Origin of the sequence: Serratia sp. FGI94 (assembly GCF_000330865.1) — a bacterium.
Classification (GTDB): domain Bacteria; phylum Pseudomonadota; class Gammaproteobacteria; order Enterobacterales; family Enterobacteriaceae; genus Serratia_B; species Serratia_B rubidaea.
On record NC_020064.1, the window covers coordinates 3,960,264 to 3,977,430 of the forward strand.

Genomic DNA, 17,167 nt, shown 5'->3' on the forward strand with positions numbered 1-17,167 from the left:
TCTTTACCTCTTAGGCCAGACGCGGATTAACTTTATCGGCATCGATATCGAATTTGGCGATCGCTTCGGCAACCACTTTCTTATCGATTTCACCGCGTTTAGCCAGCTCGCCCAGGGCCGCAACCACCACGTAAGATGCATCCACTTCGAAGTGGTGACGCAGGTTCTCACGGCTGTCAGAACGACCGAAGCCATCGGTGCCCAGTACGCGATAATCGCTGGCCGGGATAAAGTTGCGGATCTGCTCGGCGAACAGTTTCATGTAGTCGGTAGACGCAACCGCCGGCGCATCGCTCAGCACCTGAGCCACGTAAGGCACGCGCGGCTCTTCGGTCGGGTGCAGCATGTTCCAGCGTTCGCAGTCCTGACCGTCGCGCGCCAGTTCGGTGAACGAGGTCACGCTGAACACGTCGGAGCCGACGCCGTAGTCGTTCGCCAGGATCTGCGCCGCTTCGCGCACGTGACGCAGGATTGCGCCAGAACCCATCAGCTGTACCTTGCCTTTGCTGCCTTCCAGGGTTTCCAGCTTGTAGATACCCTTGCGGATGCCTTCTTCGGCGCCCTGCGGCATGGCCGGCATGTGGTAGTTTTCGTTCAGCGTGGTCAGGTAGTAGTAAACGTTCTCCTGCGCTTCGCCGTACATACGCACCAGGCCGTCATGCATGATGACCGCCACTTCGTAAGCATACGCCGGATCGTAAGAGATACAGTTCGGGATGGTCAGCGACTGAATGTGGCTGTGGCCGTCTTCGTGCTGCAGACCTTCGCCGTTCAGCGTGGTGCGGCCGGAGGTGCCGCCGATCAGGAAGCCGCGCGCCTGTTGGTCGCCCGCTGCCCAGCATAGATCGCCGATACGCTGGAAGCCGAACATCGAGTAGTAGATGTAGAACGGAATCATCGGCAGGTCGTTGGTGCTGTAAGAGGTCGCAGCCGCCAGCCAGGACGCGCCGGCGCCCAGTTCGTTGATCCCTTCCTGCAGAATCTGACCTTTCTCGTCTTCTTTGTAGTAAGCCACCTGCTCACGGTCCTGCGGGGTGTACTGCTGGCCGTTCGGGCTGTAGATACCGATCTGGCGGAACAGGCCTTCCATACCGAAGGTACGTGCTTCATCGGCGATGATCGGCACCAGACGATCTTTGATCGACTTGTTCTTCAGCATCACGTTCAGGGCGCGCACAAAGGCGATGGTGGTGGAGATCTCTTTGTTCTGCTCTTCCAGCAGCGGGCCGAAGTCTTCCAGAGAAGGCAGCTCCAGCTTCTCGCTGAAGTTAGGCTGACGGCTCGGCAGGTAGCCTTCCAGCTTCTCGCGGCGCTCGTGCAGGTATTTGTACTCTTCGGAATCTTTCTCGAAGGTCACGTACGGCAGTTTTTCGATGTCGGCATCGGCTACCGGCACGTTGAAACGATCGCGGAAGTGATGCACCCCTTCCATGTTCATTTTCTTCACCTGGTGGGCGATGTTCTTGCCTTCCGCGGTGTCGCCCATGCCGTAACCCTTGATGGTGTGAGCCAGGATAACGGTTGGTTTGCCTTTGGTGTCCTGCGCTTTTTTCAGCGCGGCGAAGACTTTCTTCGGATCGTGGCCGCCGCGGTTCAGCGCCCAGATCTGCTCGTCGCTCCAGTCGGCAACCAGCGCGGCGGTTTCCGGATAACGGCCGAAGAAGTGCTCGCGCACGTAAGCGCCGTCTTTGGATTTAAAGGTCTGGTAGTCGCCGTCCAGGGTTTCGTTCATCAGCTGCACCAGTTTACCGCTGGTGTCTTTACGCAGCAGTTCGTCCCAGCGGCCGCCCCAGATCACTTTCAGCACCTGCCAGCCTGCGCCGGCGAAGATGCCTTCCAGTTCGTTGATGATTTTGCCGTTGCCGGTCACCGGGCCGTCCAGACGCTGCAGGTTGCAGTTGATGACGAATACCAGGTTGTCCAGTTTTTCACGGGTAGCGATGGTGATGGCGCCTTTGGATTCCGGCTCATCCATTTCACCGTCGCCCAGGAAGGCGTAAACGGTCTGTGCAGAGGTGTCTTTCAGGCCGCGGTGTTCCAGATACTTCAGGAATTTAGCCTGGTAGATGGCGCTCAGCGGGCCAAGGCCCATGGAAACGGTCGGGAACTGCCAGAATTCCGGCATCAGTTTTGGATGCGGATAAGAAGACAGGCCATTGCCGTGCACTTCCTGACGGAAGTTGTTCATTTGCTCTTCGGTCAGGCGGCCTTCAAGGAAGGCGCGCGCGTAAACGCCCGGAGAGATGTGGCCCTGGAAGTACACCAGATCGCCGCCATCTTTCGCGTTGCGTGCGCGGAAGAAATGGTTAAAGCAGACTTCATAGAAGGTCGCGGAAGACTGGAAGGAAGCCATGTGGCCGCCCAGCTCCAGATCTTTCTTGGAAGCGCGCAGAACGGTCATCACGGCGTTCCAGCGGATCGCGCTGCGGATACGGCGTTCCAGATCCAGGTTGCCCGGATAGTCAGGCTCGTCTTCCACCGCGATGGTGTTGATGTAATCGTTAGCAGCGGAACCGGCCGCTACATTAACGCCGCCTTTGCGGGCTTCACCCAATACCTGATCAATCAGAAACTGAGCTCGCTCAACACCCTCTTCACGGATGACCGATTCGATCGCCTGCAGCCAGTCGCGGGTTTCGATCGGATCCACGTCATTGTTTAAACGTTCTGACATGGTGGTATTCCTTATCTGTCTAATGGTTTATTTGGAGCCTGTCTTCCTGCGCTCTGCGGCAAAGCGCACGAAGACAGGCTCATCAGTTTAGTTGCCGCTAAAGTACTTAACTAAGCACTGCGAGCTTTATCCCTGATATTGGGCTGGTGTTACCCCAAGCCGGGAACCGCTCTTACTCCTTGCGTTGCTGGAGTCGCCGTAACGATCGCTCACGACGGGTATGTTCCCGGCTGAGATCCAGCAAGATTTCCTCAATAAACGCCAAGTGGCGGTGAGAGGCTTCGCGGGCTTTTTCCGGCTCGCGCGCCACTATCGCCTCAAAAATCCCGGCGCGATGGCTGCTCACTTTCGCCAACATCTCACGGCGCGAGTAGAGCAATTCAAAGTTCTGTCGGACGTTCTGTTCCAGCATCGGCCCCATGCAGCGTAGCAAATGCAGCAACACAACGTTGTGCGCCGCCTCGGTAACGGCAATCTGATACTGCATGACCGCGTCGGCTTCGGCGTCCAGATCGCCGCTGTCCTGCGCCTGCTGAATCACGATATGGCAATCGCGGATGCGCGCCAGATCCTCGTCGGTGCCGCGCAGCGCCGCGTAATAGGCGGCGATGCCTTCGAGCGCATGACGGGTTTCGAGCAGGTCGAACTGTGATTCAGGGTGATCGGCCAGCAGTTCAGCCAGCGGATCGCTGAAGCTTTGCCAGAGGTTGGTTTGCACAAAGGTTCCCCCGCCCTGACGGCGCAACAGCAGCCCCTTTGCTTCCAGGCGCTGGATTGCCTCTCTCAGAGAAGGGCGGGAAACGTCAAACTGTTTCGCCAATTCGCGCTCCGGAGGCAACTTTTCGCCTGGGCGCAGCGTACCCTCGAGTATCAGGTATTCGAGCTGCTGCTCGATAACGTCTGACAGCTTGGGCTGGCGGATTTTGCTATAGGCCATGGGTGATTTTTTCTCTGCGAATAGCGCGAAGTCAATTGGTAATACCAATTTCACAAACGTGACGGTAAAGTAACAAAGTATTCACCTCCTGTCCATATGGCCCCCAGTCGAAAACCGCACGGCCCGCACGTTTTACTACCTGAAATCCCCCGCCGCCGCTGCCTGCTACCCCTACAGTGGTAATACCATTTACAAAGCTTTACCCGAACGCCTTAGCCCCTTATGTGACACAGGTCACATTCCATCGTTAAGGCACACCGTTATCCCTCCAGAGTGAACCGTCAATGCCGGAGATTTATTGCATGTTTATGACGCTTTGGTGAATAGCTATGACCATAAAGAGTTAGCCGCCGCAGAGAAGCGGCAAGATGAGACATCGGTTGAAGGTAAGAACAATCTTTTTGCGAATTATGTGATTTATTGCTTATTTCATGCACACAACGGCCGTTCTCATCACACAATCCGCATTTTGTTGCCTAAACTGCTGAAATCTTAATCACCAGCAAAACAAAGGAGATGCAAACTTTTCCGCATAACATTATTCTTCATGAAACGGTAGCGGCGCCGTTTAATTAATAGCGATAACGCCGTAAACAAAAACATACAGACATCGTAATCACTCATTTACAATGTGTGAGCATTTGCAACGACAGAGGGTAAACACTGATGGATGGTCAACAACAGGGCGACCAGCTGAAACGCGGGCTGAAAAACCGCCATATTCAGCTTATCGCCTTAGGCGGCGCAATCGGCACCGGGTTATTTCTCGGCATCGCGCAAACAATAAAAATGGCCGGCCCGTCAGTTATCCTGGGCTACGCGATCGGCGGCTTTATCGCCTTTCTGATTATGCGCCAGCTGGGTGAAATGGTGGTGGAAGAGCCGGTGGCCGGCTCGTTCAGCCACTTCGCCTACAAATACTGGGGCAACTTTGCCGGCTTCGCCTCCGGTTGGAACTACTGGGTGCTGTACGTGCTGGTGGCGATGGCCGAACTGACGGCGGTCGGCATCTATGTGCAGTACTGGTGGCCGGAAATCCCCACCTGGGTCTCCGCCGCGGTATTCTTCCTGGCGATCAACGCCATCAACCTGGCCAACGTCAAGGTGTACGGCGAGTTGGAGTTCTGGTTCGCCATTATCAAGGTGGTGGCGATTATCGGCATGATCGTCTTCGGCGCCTACCTGCTGCTGAGCGGCATGGGCGGCCCGGAGGCCACGGTCACCAACCTGTGGGCGCAGGGTGGCTTCTTCCCTAACGACATCAGCGGGCTGGTGATGGCGATGGCGGTGATCATGTTCTCCTTCGGCGGCCTGGAGCTGGTCGGCATCACCGCCGCCGAGGCGGATAACCCGGCCAAAAGCATTCCCAAGGCCACCAACCAGGTGATCTACCGCATCCTGATCTTCTATATCGGTTCGCTGACGATTCTGCTCTCCCTCTACCCGTGGGGCAAAGTGGTGGAAGGCGGCAGTCCGTTCGTTCTGATTTTCCACGCGCTGAACAGCAACCTGGTGGCAACGGTGCTGAACATCGTGGTGCTGACGGCGGCGCTGTCGGTGTATAACAGCTGCGTCTACTGCAACAGCCGCATGCTGTACGGCCTGGCTCAGCAGGGTAACGGGCCGAAAAGCCTGCTGAAGGTAGACGGCCGCGGCGTGCCCGTCGTCGCTATCGGCGTCTCGGCGCTGGCGACCGCGTTCTGCGTGCTGATTAACTATCTGCTGCCGGGGCGCGCGTTTGAACTGCTGATGGCGCTGGTGGTGTCCGCGCTGGTGATCAACTGGGCGATGATCAGCCTGGCCCACCTGAAGTTCCGCGCGGCAAAACGCCGTGAAGGCGTGGAGCCGAAGTTCAAGGCGTTCTGGTATCCGCTGAGTAACTACCTGTGCCTGCTGTTTATGGCCGGTATTCTGGTGATTATGTATCTGACGCCGGGCATTCGCATCTCCGTGCTGCTGATCCCGCTCTGGGTGGCAGTGCTGGCGGTAGGCTACGCCATCAAGCAGCGCAGCCAGCGGGCGCTCGGCAGCACCGTACGCTGATTCTCCGCAGGCCCGCCGATGCGGGCCTGCTTCCTCTCATACCTTGTCCCGCCCGCTACGTCTGCTTACTCAGCGCGTCCCAGACTTTCATCACTTCAGCAATTGCCCCCAGGAAGGTCGAGACCTCAACGCCGTCCCGCGCCGATATTGAGACGCCGAGCAGAAAACTGTTAAAGACGGTCGCCAGCGTCCGGGCATCGGCGCTTGCGGCAAGCTCGCCGCTGGCAATGGCGCGTTCGACGCAACGGATAAATCCGGCGTACGTCCGCGCACGCGATTCCGCCAACGGTTTAGCCACGTCGGCATGCGCGGGCGTCGGCGCGCTCATGGCGCCGAAAGCAACCATGCACCCCTTCGGATGTCCCGGTTCGCACTGCATGGTCGTCGATTGGCGCAACGCCCGTTCAACGGCCTCTCTCGGCGCCAGCGCGTCATCCCAAAGGCACGCCGTAACGCGCGCATAGCTCTCCAGATAACACTGCACGGCCTCTTTGAATAATGCCTCTTTCGACCCGAAAGCCGCATAGAAACTCGGCGCGGAAATGCCGCCGCCGATGCTCGCCTTCAACTGGCTGAGCGAGGTTGATTCATAGCCCTGTTCCCAGAACAGGTACATCGCTTGCTCGATGGCCTGTTGGCGATCGAAGCTGCGGGGACGTCCCATCTGCGCCATCGCTGACTCCTTATCTTTCACGATATATATACTAATCGATATATAATTCATTGACAATGTGACGACGGTGATGATTACATTTGTACCGATCGGTATAGATATCGATGTGCTTCAGACGCCGGCTGCCCCAGCGCGACCGGAAACTTCTCATCGTCGAAAGGATCTTTTGCGTGAATAACTCATCCACTCAGGCAACACCGGTTAACGCCGCTCGCCTGCCCGTCGCCGCCCTGCTGGCTTTGGCCATGACGGGCTTTATCTGTATCGTGACCGAAACGTTGCCCGCCGGCCTGCTGCCGCAAATCAGTCAGGGCCTCGGCGTTAACCCGTCTCTGGCCGGACAAATGGTGACGGCATACGCGCTGGGCTCACTGCTGGCGGCGATCCCGCTGACGATTGCCACCCGCGGCTGGCGGCGGCGTAATGTCCTGCTGCTGACCATTGTCGGCTTTCTGCTCTTCAACTCTGCGACGGCGCTCTCGACCCATTACCTCGTCACGCTGGTCGCCCGCTTCTTTGCCGGCGTTGCCGCCGGACTGGCCTGGAGCCTGCTGGCCGGCTATGCCCGGCGGATGGTCGCGCCTTATCAGCAGGGACGCGCCCTGGCCATTGCCATGGTGGGCACCCCGATCGCCCTCTCTCTGGGTGTGCCTTTGGGCACCTTTATGGGATCGCTTATCGGCTGGCGCAGCGCATTTTGGATCATGTCGGCCCTGACGCTGCTGCTGATCGTCTGGGTATACGTCAAAGTCCCCGACTACGCCGGTCAGCCGGCCCATGAGCGCATGCCGCTGCGCCGGGTCTTTCTCACGCCCGGGGTACGCCCGGTTCTGGCGGTGGTGATCACCTGGATGCTAGCGCATAACATCCTCTATACCTACATCGCTCCGTTTATCGCGCCGGCCGGCATGGCAGACCGAACCGATCTGGTGCTGTTCGCCTTCGGCGCGGCGGCGCTCGCCGGCATCTGGCTCATCGGCAGGCTGGTGGAGCGCCACCTGCGCACCTCGGTACTGGCCAGCCTCGCGGCCTTCGCGCTGATCGCGCTGGTCTTCGGCGTCGGCGCGCAAGACCCCGCCGTCATTTATCTGGGCGTGATCATCTGGGGCATTACCTTCGGCGGCGCGGCAACCCTGTTGCAAACCGCGCTTGCCGATGCGGCGGGAGACGGCACCGACGTGGCGCTCTCCATGAACGTGGTGGCCTGGAACTCGGCGATCGCCTGCGGCGGCATCATCGGCGGCATGCTGCTGGAGTCCTGGGGAGCCCGCTCTTTTCCCTGGGCGCTGCTGATCCTGCTGGCCATCTCGTTCGCCATCGCCTGGTCGTCCCGCGAATACGCCTTCAAACCGGGACACCGCCTCGGCAGCTCCCATATCGTGAGCCAGTGAAAGCGGCCTTATCCTAACGACAGCACGGTTTGCGGCCGTGCTGTTTGCCGTTGCCACTCCCCCTCCTCGGTCAAGTTTGCTAGCAAGCTCACACTTCTCCCGCCATGGCGGGTTTGTCCATCTCTATAACCATCAGCTCCTGACCGCCCCCCGCCGGGCAAGACAATAATCATCATCATTGAGTCCGATCCTGTCAGCGCGGAGAAAATGTCCATGAAGAGCAATGCCCTTTCGATAAAAGAAAAGATCGGTTACGGCATGGGGGACGCCGGATGCAATATGATTGGCGGCGCCATCATGCTGTTCCTCAACTATTTTTACACCGATATCTTCGGCCTGACGCCGGCGCTGGTGGGCATTCTGCTGCTGTCGGTGCGGGTACTGGACGCGGTCACCGACCCGATTATGGGGGCGATCGCCGATCGTACCCAGAGCCGCTGGGGGCGCTTCCGCCCCTGGCTGCTGTGGATCTCACTGCCCTACGTGCTGTTCAGCGTGCTGATGTTCACGACCCCCGAGTGGAGCTATAACAGCAAGGTGATCTACGCCTTCGCCACCTATTTTCTGATGTCGCTGACCTATACCGCCATTAATATTCCCTACTGCTCGCTGGGCGGCGTAATCACCGCCGATCCGCACGAGCGGGTCTCCTGCCAGTCATACCGTTTTATCATGGTCGGCATCGCCACCCTGCTGCTGTCGCTGACGCTGCTGCCGCTGGCCGAATGGTTCGGCGGCGCTGACAAGGCGCGCGGCTACCAGATGGCGATGGGCGTGCTGGCGCTGATCGCACTGTTTATGTTTCTGTTCTGCTTCGCCACGGTGAAGGAGCGCATCCGCCCGGCGGTGCCGACCAACGACGCGTTAAAAGCCGATCTGAAAGACGTCTGGAAAAACGACCAGTGGGTACGCATCCTGCTGCTGACCTTCTGCAACGTCTGCCCCGGCTTTATCCGCATGGCGGCCACCATGTACTACGTCACCTATGTCATGCAGCAGTCATCGTCCTTCGCCAGCCTGTTTATCGCGCTCGGCGTGGTCGGCATGATGATCGGCAGCGCGCTGGCCAAGCCGCTCACCGACCGCTTCTGCAAACTGCAGGTGTTCTTCTGGACCAACATTGCGCTGGCGCTGTTCTCCTGCGCCTTCTATTTCCTCAACCCGCAGCTGACCTGGGGCATCGTGGCGGCCTATTTCCTGCTGAACATCCTGCACCAAATCCCATCGCCGCTGCACTGGTCGCTGATGGCCGACGTCGATGATTACGGCGAGTGGAAAACCGGCAAACGCATCACCGGCATCAGCTTCTCCGGTAATCTCTTCTTCCTGAAAGTGGGGCTGGCGGTGGCCGGCGCGATGGTCGGCTTCCTGATGTCGCTGTCCGGCTACCAGGCCGATGCCGCCAGCCAGAGCGCCGGCGCGCTCGACTGCATCGTCCTGCTGTTTACCGTTATCCCCGGCATCGGCTACCTGATCACCGCCGGCGTGGTGCGGCTGCTGAAGGTGGATCGCACCCTGATGCAGCAAATCCAGAGCGACCTGGCCAAACGCCGCGCCAACTATCAGGAGCTGGCCGACTACCGTGAGCGCCAGCTTGAAACCCGGCACAGCTAAGAGAGATCACGATGAAAACCTATCCCAATCCGCTGATTACGCAACGCGCCGATCCCTTTATCCTGCTTCATAGCGACGGCAACTACTACTTTATCGCCTCGGTGCCGGAATACGACCGGCTGGAGCTGCGCCGCGCCGCCAGCCTGAGCGCCCTGGCGCAGGCCACGCCGCACGTTATCTGGCGCAAGCCGGCCAGCGGGCCGATGAGCGCCCTGATCTGGGCGCCGGAGCTGCATATGATCGACGGCGTCTGGTACATCTATTTCGCCGCCGCCCACAGCCCGGCGATCAAAGACGGCCTGTTCCAGCACCGCATGTTCGCGCTGGCGTGCAGCGATGCCGATCCGCTCACCGGCGTCTGGCAGGAAAAAGGGCGCATTTACAGCCACCTCGACACTTTTTCCCTCGACGCCACCTACTTTCATCATCGCGGCAGGCACTACTATTTATGGGCGCAGAAGGATCCGGCCATTCGCGGCAACTCCAACCTCTATCTGGCGGAGATGGCCAACCCGTGGACGCTGCGGGGGGAGCCGGTGATGCTCAGCAAACCGGAACTGCCGTGGGAGACGCGGGGGTTTTGGGTCAATGAGGGACCTGCGGTGATCCGCCACGGGCGGCGGATCTTCATCAGCTACTCCGCCAGCGCCACCGACGAGAATTACTGCCTCGGGCTGCTGTGGGCGGACATCGACGCCGAGCTGACCGACCCGACGCAGTGGCATAAATCACCGCAGCCGGTATTTCGCACCAGCTACGACAACCGCCAGTTCGGCCCCGGCCACAACAGCTTTACCCGGGATGAGGACGGCAGCGACGTGCTGGTATATCACGCCCGCAACTACACCGAAATCGACGGCGATCCGCTGTACGACCCTAACCGCCATACGCGCATCAAAACCCTGGAGTGGGATGAACAGGGCATGCCGCTGTTTGGCGAACCGCCAGCGGACAGGGCATGATGCGGCCCCGCCCCCACCGCGCCGTTGATAAAACGTCGCCATGAGGCGTTAAAATTGCTCATAATGATCCCCTAACATCTTTACTGTTTTGGTAATCGGTTGTGGTTACGCAAACGCAGGTGATCGGTATGACGACAGGTATTGTGATTGCCGCCGCCGGCCGCAGTGAACGCTTTATCCGGGCGGGTGGCAGTGGAAATAAACTGAATGCGCCCTTGGGCGAAAGCACCCTGTTCGCCCGCACGCTGCAACAGGCGCAAGACAGCGGCCTGCCGCTGGTGGTGGTGACCCGGCCGGACAATCAGCGCGTACGCCGGCACTGTGCCGAACAGCAGGTCGAGACGGTGCTGCTGGACAGCCACGGCCTGGGTGACTCCATCGCCGCCGGCGTGGCGGCCCGCCCGCAATGGGACGGCTGGCTGATCCATCTGGCGGATATGCCCTTCGTGCCGCCGGAGATATTCCGGCAGACCGCGGCGGCGCTGCAGCAGCATGCGATCGCCCGCCCCTGCGTTAACGGCCGTCCGGGGCATCCCGTCGGCTTTTCCGCCGCGTTGCGCAACGCGCTATGCGCCCTGCGCGGCGACGACGGTGGACGTTCCGTGCTGTTTGGCCGCGAGGTGCACCTGATTTCGGTTGATAACCCGGCCATCGTCACGGATATTGATCTCCCTTCTCAGCTAGCGGACAACGAATAGCCTATGCAACATCTCGATATCACCGTCGTCGGTCAGGCCATGTCCTGGCTGCAGCAGCAGCCGGTCTGGCTGTGCACCGTGCTGGCCACCTATGGCTCTTCGCCACGCGCTCCCGGCGCGCTGATGGCGGCCGGCGCCGACGGACGCTACTGCGGATCGCTGTCCGGCGGCTGCGTGGAGGAGGATTTTCTGCAGCGCATCGCCGCCGGCGACTACCAGGCGGCCAGCCAGGTGGTGCGCTACGGCGAAGGCGGCCTGACACCGAACGTGGCGCTGCCCTGCGGCGGCGTGCTGGACGTGCTGATCGAGTACCTGCCGGCCGGTGAACAGAGCATGCGCTATCTGGCGCAGATGGCCGCGGCGCTGGACGGCCACCACGCGCTGGTCAAACGCCTGACGCTGCCGTACGCCTGTACCGCATTGCAAGAAACCGCCTTTGCCAGCGCCACCCGGGTTGAACGCCGCGGCGAGGAGATCGTCCTGCATATCGCCGCCGCCCCGCGCCTGCTGATCGCCGGCCTGTCGAGCGTGGCCCTGTACTGCGCTGAATTCGCCGCCGCGCTGGGCTTTGACGTGCTGGTGTGTGAAAACCGCCCCGACGCGCTGGAAAACTTCGCCGCGCAGTTAACGCCGGCGGTGACGCTGGTGCGACAGTTCCCGGCCAAATTTATTGAGGAAGGCGGCTGCCATGGCAACACCGCGGTGGTCGCCCTGACCCACGATCCGCGCGTGGACGATCTGACGCTGATGGAGGCGATCCATACCCCGGCGTTTTATATCGGCGCTATGGGCTCGCAGCAGAACAGCGCCCGACGGCGTCAGCGGCTGCAGGACATTGCCGAATTTAATCCGCAGCAGCTAAGCCGCATCCATGCGCCGATCGGCCTGGCGCTCGGCAGTAAAACCCCGGCGGAAATCGCCCTGGCGGTCATGGCCGATATCGTGCAGCAAAAAAATATCCGTCCCGCAGCGGCGGGCGCCGCCACTGATGTGGCATAATCCTGCCTGAAACAACGGGGCGGCCCCCCGTTTGACGCTGACGCACGCCCGTGCCCGCCAGACTGAAAACGATTACAATCAGGACACTGCCGCTTATTTGGCCATGATGGCTTTCCAAAATGCCTTCCCGGTGGTTAGAATCGTCTTAAAAACGGCTGAAAATGTAACCGATTACATCAATGTGATCCGGCGCACTTTCAATAATCACCGTGATCAATAACATACCCTCAAAGCCATTCGGCGTTTTATATTCCCCTTTTGGAGACGTTATGAGTACCGTAACAACCACAGGCAAAAGCCGGTCAAATGCCCAGATGACTTTCTTTGTCTGCTTCCTCGCCGCACTGGCGGGTCTGCTATTCGGCCTCGATATCGGCGTGATTGCCGGAGCGCTGCCGTTTCTTGCCGATGAGTTCCAAATCACCGCCCACCAGCAGGAATGGGTGGTCAGCTCCATGATGTTCGGCGCCGCGGTCGGCGCGGTCGGCAGCGGCTGGCTCTCTTACCGGCTGGGACGTAAATACAGCCTGATGATCGGCGCCGTGCTGTTTGTCATCGGTTCACTGTGTTCCGCCTTCGCCCCCAACGTCGAAGTGCTGGTAGTTTCCCGCGTGCTGCTGGGGCTGGCCGTCGGCATCGCCTCCTTCACCGCGCCGCTGTACCTGTCGGAAATCGCCCCGGAGCGCATTCGCGGCAGTATGATTTCCATGTACCAGCTGATGATCACCATCGGTATTCTGGCGGCTTACCTGTCGGATACCGCGTTCAGCTATAGCGGCGCCTGGCGCTGGATGCTCGGCATCATCACCATCCCGGCGCTGCTGCTGCTGATCGGCGTGATCTTCCTGCCGCGCAGCCCGCGCTGGCTGGCGTCACGCGGCCGGCATGAAGAGGCGCGCCAGGTGCTGGAGATGCTGCGTGATACTACGGCGCAGGCCAAGGCCGAACTGGATGAGATCCGCGAAAGCCTGAAGATCAAACAGAGCGGCTGGGCGCTGTTCAAAGACAACAAGAATTTCCGCCGCGCGGTATACCTCGGCATTCTGCTGCAGGTGATGCAGCAGTTTACCGGCATGAACGTCATCATGTACTACGCGCCGAAAATCTTCGATCTGGCCGGCTTTGCCAGTACCTCGCAGCAAATGTGGGGCACCGTGATCGTCGGCCTGGTCAACGTGCTGGCGACCTTTATCGCCATCGGTCTGGTTGACCGCTGGGGCCGCAAGCCGACGCTGAAGCTGGGCTTCCTGGTGATGGCGATCGGCATGGGCGTGCTCGGCACCATGATGAATATCGGCATCGCCAGCACCGCCGCACAGTACTTCGCCGTCCTGATGCTGCTGATGTTTATCGTCGGTTTCGCCATGAGCGCCGGCCCGCTGATCTGGGTGCTGTGCTCGGAGATTCAGCCGCTGAAAGGCCGCGATTTCGGCATCACCTGCTCCACGGCGGTGAACTGGATCGCCAACATGATCGTCGGCGCCACCTTCCTGACCATGCTGAACAGCCTGGGCAGCGCGCACACCTTCTGGGTCTACGCCGCGCTGAACCTGCTGTTTATCGTGCTGACCATCGTGCTGATTCCGGAAACCAAAAACATTTCGCTGGAGCATATCGAGCGTAATCTGATGTCCGGCAAAGCGCTGCGCGATATCGGCTCACGCTAAAACAGACCAGGGCGCGACCTTCGTCGCGCCCTGGTAGGGAAAACTTATCCGGGGACGGGCGCACAGCCCGTCCCCGTTTTATTTCCGCCGCGTTATTTCACACAGCGAGTGCACTGCGAGCTCTGAATCTTCTGGAAGAAGTCATTGCCTTTGTCATCCACCAGGATAAACGCCGGGAAGTCTTCCACTTCAATTTTCCAGATCGCTTCCATCCCCAGCTCCGGATATTCCACGCATTCCAGACTCTTGATGCTCTGCTGCGCCAGCACCGCCGCCGGACCGCCGATGCTGCCGAGGTAGAAGCCACCGTGCTTGTTACAGGCGTCGGTCACCTGCTGGCTGCGGTTACCCTTCGCCAGCATAATCATGCTGCCGCCGTGAGACTGCAGCAGATCCACGTAGGAGTCCATCCGCCCGGCGGTGGTCGGCCCCAGCGAACCCGATGCATAGCCGTCCGGCGTTTTGGCCGGGCCGGCGTAATAAATCGGGTGGTCTTTCACATACTGCGGCAGCCCTTCGCCGCGCTCCAGACGCTCTTTCAGCTTGGCGTGCGCGATATCGCGGCCAACGATAATGGTGCCGCTCAGCGACAGACGGGTGGAGACCGGATATTGCGACAGCTGCTTGAGGATCTCGGCCATCGGACGGTTCAGATCCACTTTCACCGCTTCCCCTTCCCCGGCCTGACGCAGTTCCTGCGGGATATAGCGGCCCGGGTTGTGCTCCAGTTTCTCCAGCCAGATGCCGTCGCGGTTGATTTTCGCCTTGATATTGCGGTCCGCGGAGCAGGAAACCCCCATGCCGACCGGGCACGACGCGCCGTGACGCGGCAGACGGATCACGCGGATATCGTGGGCGAAGTATTTACCGCCGAACTGCGCGCCCAGCCCCAGGTTCTGCGCTTCTTTCAGCAGTTCCTCTTCCAGCGCTACGTCGCGGAACGCCTGGCCGTGCTCGTTACCTTCGGTCGGCAGGCCGTCGTAGTACTTGGTGGAGGCCAGCTTGACCGTTTTCAGCGTTGCCTCGGCGGAGGTGCCGCCAATCACGAAGGCCACGTGATACGGCGGGCAGGCCGCAGTGCCCAGGGTGCGCATCTTGTCCACCAGGTAATCTTTCAGTTTGCCCGGCGACAGCAGCGCCTTGGTTTCCTGATACAGATAGGTTTTGTTGGCGGAACCGCCGCCCTTGGCGATGCACAGGAATTTGTATTCATCGCCGTCGACGCTGTAAAGGTCGATCTGCGCCGGCAGGTTGCTGCCAGTATTCACCTCTTTGTACATATCCAGCGCGGCGTTCTGCGAGTAGCGCAGGTTGTCTTCGATATAGGTGTTGTACACGCCGCGCGACAGCGCCGCTTCATCGCCGCCGCCGGTCCAGACGCGCTGGCCTTTTTTACCGACGATGATCGCGGTGCCGGTATCCTGGCAGGTAGGCAAAATACCCTTGGCGGCGATTTCTGAGTTACGCAGAAATTGCAGCGCAACGTACTTATCGTTTTCACTGGCTTCCGGGTCGGCAAGGATATCGGCAACCTGCTGCTGGTGCGCCGGGCGCAGCATAAAGGATGCGTCGTGGAAGGCGTGCTGGGCGAGGAGGGTCAGGGCTTCCGGCGCAACTTTCAGGACTTCCTGCCCTTCAAATTCGGCGACGGAAACGTGGTCGCGGCTTAACAGATAGTATTCGGTATCGTCTTTTTTCAGTGGAAACGGATCTTGATAATGGAACGGTTTATTCGACATTTATCTCTCACTTGCAACAATTAGCTGCGTTAAATTCACACTTTCAGCGCATGACTCGGGTCGCTGCGTCAAAAAAACTCACCACACCTTACTTATTTTTAGGTAGCCGGTTATTGCGCTAAATCGCAAAACGCCCCTGAATCGCGGGCGCTACGCCGTTTGAGCTTTTTCGACCACGTCCTGTGAGAACTGCGGGTACAGACTTATCTGGCACGTTTTATTATCCCGCAGTTAACACCTTCATTACAATCCGCACCGCTCGATCGGCTTAGCATTGTGATGAAAAAAGCACGTACGCCTACATAAACCGATACGTTTTTTTCAGCCAGAGGCGTATTGCCAGCCCCGCGCGCCGCGTCGTATGCTAACGGCGATGAACAAAATCAGAATCCCTATCGCACTGCAACAGGCAGTGATGCGCTGTCTGCGGGAAAAACTGCAGCTGGCGCGGCAACATTTTGCCGAAGACTTCCCGGAACCCAAGGTCGTTTACCAACAGCGCGGCACCAGCGCCGGCACCGCCTGGCTGCAAGACTGGGAGATCCGCCTTAACCCGGTGCTGCTGATGGAAAACAAGCAGGCGTTTATTGATGAAGTTGTACCGCACGAACTGGCGCACCTGCTGGTGTACCGCCGTTTTGGTCAGGCGGCGACACCGCACGGCAGCGAATGGCGCCGGATGATGGAAGAGGTGCTGCAGACACCGGCCAGCCGCACCCATCAGTTCGGTATCGCCTCGGTGCAGAGCAAAACCTTCCCCTATCAGTGCCGCTGCCAGCTGCATCAGCTGACGGTGCGTCGCCATAACCGCATCCAGCGCGGTGAAAGCGAGTACCGCTGCCGCCGCTGCGGCGAGAAACTGGTGTTCGCCACCGGCGAAACGCGTGAATTACGCGACTGAACGCCCCCCAAGATCCTAACCTGCTTCCGGCCGCCGCTCTCCGTCAGCGGCCGGAACGCCCCGCAATCCCGCGTCGGCAACTCTGCCGAAGAAACAAATAATTAGCCTGATTTGCCACTGCCGGTGACTTCCGCTACCCTGCGTGCTTTTCCGATTTTGAGCTGTTTTGGAATATGCTTCGCAAAATTTTGTTCGCAATGGTTTTCCTTTCTGGCGCGGTGAACGCGCATGGCATCAACAACTTCTCCCAGGCCAAAGCGGCAGCGGTAAAAATCAATCAGGACGCCCCCGGCAGCTTCTACTGCGGTTGCCAAATCCAGTGGCACGGCAAGAAAGGCGTCCCCGATCTTAGCGGCTGCGGCTATCAGGCGCGTAAAAACGCCCAGCGCGCCGGCCGCATCGAGTGGGAACACGTGGTGCCGGCCTGGCAGTTCGGCCACCAGCTGCAGTGCTGGCGCGACGGCGGGCGCAAAAACTGCAACAAGGATCCGGCATACCGTAAAATTGAAACCGATCTGCACAACCTGCAGCCGGCGATTGGCGAAGTGAACGGCGACCGCAATAACTTTATGTACAGCCAGTGGCGCGGCGGTGAAGGCCAGTACGGCCAGTGTCCGATGAAGGTCGACTTCAAGCACAAGCAGGCGGAACCGCCGGCCCGCGCCCGCGGCGCCATCGCCCGCACCTATTTCTATATGCGCGATCGCTACCAGCTGCGCCTGTCGCGCCAGCAGACCCGGCTGTTTGAGGTCTGGGACCGGCAGTATCCGGTCAGCGACTGGGAATGTCGCCGCGAGGCACGCATCGCTAAGGTACAGGGAAATCATAACCCGTATATTCAGCAGGCTTGCCAGCAGCGTAAAAGCTAA

The 17,167-nt window shown here is 59.6% G+C and carries 14 protein-coding genes; 10 read left to right on the forward strand and 4 right to left on the reverse strand.

Annotated features, from left to right (window positions below):
• Nucleotides 1-10: 10 nt before the first annotated feature.
• Both aceE and pdhR read right to left on the reverse strand, forming a co-directional pair.
• The gene (aceE, locus tag D781_RS18055; protein ID WP_015673773.1) at nt 11-2,674 is read right to left on the reverse strand and encodes a pyruvate dehydrogenase (acetyl-transferring), homodimeric type; all 2,664 of its coding nucleotides are present in this window, start codon (nt 2,672-2,674) and stop codon (nt 11-13) included.
• 172 nt (nt 2,675-2,846) lie between these two features.
• On the reverse strand, nt 2,847-3,611 hold the full coding sequence (gene pdhR, locus D781_RS18060) for a pyruvate dehydrogenase complex transcriptional repressor PdhR (protein ID WP_015673774.1): 765 nt from the start codon (nt 3,609-3,611) through the stop codon (nt 2,847-2,849).
• Between the two features lie 666 nt (nt 3,612-4,277).
• On the opposite strand from pdhR, the gene D781_RS18065 reads away from it, so the two are divergent.
• Nucleotides 4,278-5,654, forward strand: coding sequence for an amino acid permease (locus D781_RS18065; protein WP_015673775.1), 1,377 nt, complete (start codon nt 4,278-4,280; stop codon nt 5,652-5,654).
• A gap of 55 nt (nt 5,655-5,709) precedes the next feature.
• Here D781_RS18065 and D781_RS18070 read toward each other — a convergent pair whose 3' ends face one another.
• Nucleotides 5,710-6,327 (reverse strand): TetR/AcrR family transcriptional regulator, encoded by a 618-nt coding sequence (locus D781_RS18070; RefSeq protein WP_015673776.1) that lies wholly within the window; start codon nt 6,325-6,327, stop codon nt 5,710-5,712.
• Nucleotides 6,328-6,572: 245 nt separating this feature from the next.
• Here D781_RS18070 and D781_RS18075 point away from each other — a divergent pair, with 245 nt between their 5' ends.
• The 7 genes from D781_RS18075 (at nt 6,573) to D781_RS18105 (ending at nt 13,658) form a co-directional block, all read left to right on the forward strand.
• Nucleotides 6,573-7,718 (forward strand): MFS transporter, encoded by a 1,146-nt coding sequence (locus D781_RS18075; RefSeq protein ID WP_233494143.1) that lies wholly within the window; start codon nt 6,573-6,575, stop codon nt 7,716-7,718.
• A gap of 213 nt (nt 7,719-7,931) precedes the next feature.
• Nucleotides 7,932-9,332 (forward strand): MFS transporter, encoded by a 1,401-nt coding sequence (locus D781_RS18080; RefSeq protein ID WP_015673778.1) that lies wholly within the window; start codon nt 7,932-7,934, stop codon nt 9,330-9,332.
• An 11-nt stretch (nt 9,333-9,343) separates the two neighbouring features.
• Nucleotides 9,344-10,294 (forward strand): family 43 glycosylhydrolase, encoded by a 951-nt coding sequence (locus tag D781_RS18085; RefSeq protein WP_015673779.1) that lies wholly within the window; start codon nt 9,344-9,346, stop codon nt 10,292-10,294.
• A gap of 128 nt (nt 10,295-10,422) precedes the next feature.
• Entirely contained in the window at nt 10,423-10,992 is a 570-nt protein-coding gene (locus D781_RS18090) for a nucleotidyltransferase family protein (RefSeq protein WP_015673780.1), read from the forward strand.
• 3 nt (nt 10,993-10,995) lie between these two features.
• Nucleotides 10,996-11,991: an XdhC family protein gene (locus D781_RS18095; RefSeq protein WP_015673781.1), complete on the forward strand. Its 996-nt coding sequence runs from the start codon at nt 10,996-10,998 to the stop codon at nt 11,989-11,991.
• A 31-nt stretch (nt 11,992-12,022) separates the two neighbouring features.
• Complete coding sequence (locus tag D781_RS18100; protein WP_041411877.1) at nt 12,023-12,211, forward strand: hypothetical protein; 189 nt, start codon at nt 12,023-12,025, stop codon at nt 12,209-12,211.
• 49 nt (nt 12,212-12,260) lie between these two features.
• Nucleotides 12,261-13,658, forward strand: a complete 1,398-nt coding sequence (locus tag D781_RS18105) for a sugar porter family MFS transporter (RefSeq protein ID WP_015673782.1) — start codon at nt 12,261-12,263, stop codon at nt 13,656-13,658.
• A gap of 92 nt (nt 13,659-13,750) precedes the next feature.
• On the opposite strand, the gene fumA is transcribed toward D781_RS18105, so the two are convergent.
• Nucleotides 13,751-15,397: a class I fumarate hydratase FumA gene (gene fumA / locus D781_RS18110; RefSeq protein WP_015673783.1), complete on the reverse strand. Its 1,647-nt coding sequence runs from the start codon at nt 15,395-15,397 to the stop codon at nt 13,751-13,753.
• A 373-nt stretch (nt 15,398-15,770) separates the two neighbouring features.
• Between fumA and D781_RS18115 the strand changes: the two genes are divergently transcribed.
• Together D781_RS18115 and endA are read left to right on the forward strand one after the other, a co-directional pair.
• Nucleotides 15,771-16,298: a SprT family zinc-dependent metalloprotease gene (locus D781_RS18115; RefSeq protein WP_015673784.1), complete on the forward strand. Its 528-nt coding sequence runs from the start codon at nt 15,771-15,773 to the stop codon at nt 16,296-16,298.
• Nucleotides 16,299-16,471: 173 nt separating this feature from the next.
• The gene (gene endA / locus D781_RS18120; RefSeq protein ID WP_015673785.1) at nt 16,472-17,167 is read left to right on the forward strand and encodes a deoxyribonuclease I; all 696 of its coding nucleotides are present in this window, start codon (nt 16,472-16,474) and stop codon (nt 17,165-17,167) included.

What these genes read in the sequence shown, in the direction of transcription:
- aceE (WP_015673773.1), bottom strand. Translation starts at nt 2,674, where the DNA reads ATGTCAGAACGTTTAAACAATGACGTGGATCCGATCGAAACCCGCGAC.
- pdhR (WP_015673774.1), bottom strand. Translation starts at nt 3,611, where the DNA reads ATGGCCTATAGCAAAATCCGCCAGCCCAAGCTGTCAGACGTTATCGAG.
- D781_RS18065 (WP_015673775.1), top strand. Translation starts at nt 4,278, where the DNA reads ATGGATGGTCAACAACAGGGCGACCAGCTGAAACGCGGGCTGAAAAAC.
- D781_RS18070 (WP_015673776.1), bottom strand. Translation starts at nt 6,327, where the DNA reads ATGGCGCAGATGGGACGTCCCCGCAGCTTCGATCGCCAACAGGCCATC.
- D781_RS18075 (WP_233494143.1), top strand. Translation starts at nt 6,573, where the DNA reads ATGACGGGCTTTATCTGTATCGTGACCGAAACGTTGCCCGCCGGCCTG.
- D781_RS18080 (WP_015673778.1), top strand. Translation starts at nt 7,932, where the DNA reads ATGAAGAGCAATGCCCTTTCGATAAAAGAAAAGATCGGTTACGGCATG.
- D781_RS18085 (WP_015673779.1), top strand. Translation starts at nt 9,344, where the DNA reads ATGAAAACCTATCCCAATCCGCTGATTACGCAACGCGCCGATCCCTTT.
- D781_RS18090 (WP_015673780.1), top strand. Translation starts at nt 10,423, where the DNA reads ATGACGACAGGTATTGTGATTGCCGCCGCCGGCCGCAGTGAACGCTTT.
- D781_RS18095 (WP_015673781.1), top strand. Translation starts at nt 10,996, where the DNA reads ATGCAACATCTCGATATCACCGTCGTCGGTCAGGCCATGTCCTGGCTG.
- D781_RS18105 (WP_015673782.1), top strand. Translation starts at nt 12,261, where the DNA reads ATGAGTACCGTAACAACCACAGGCAAAAGCCGGTCAAATGCCCAGATG.
- fumA (WP_015673783.1), bottom strand. Translation starts at nt 15,397, where the DNA reads ATGTCGAATAAACCGTTCCATTATCAAGATCCGTTTCCACTGAAAAAA.
- D781_RS18115 (WP_015673784.1), top strand. Translation starts at nt 15,771, where the DNA reads ATGAACAAAATCAGAATCCCTATCGCACTGCAACAGGCAGTGATGCGC.
- endA (WP_015673785.1), top strand. Translation starts at nt 16,472, where the DNA reads ATGCTTCGCAAAATTTTGTTCGCAATGGTTTTCCTTTCTGGCGCGGTG.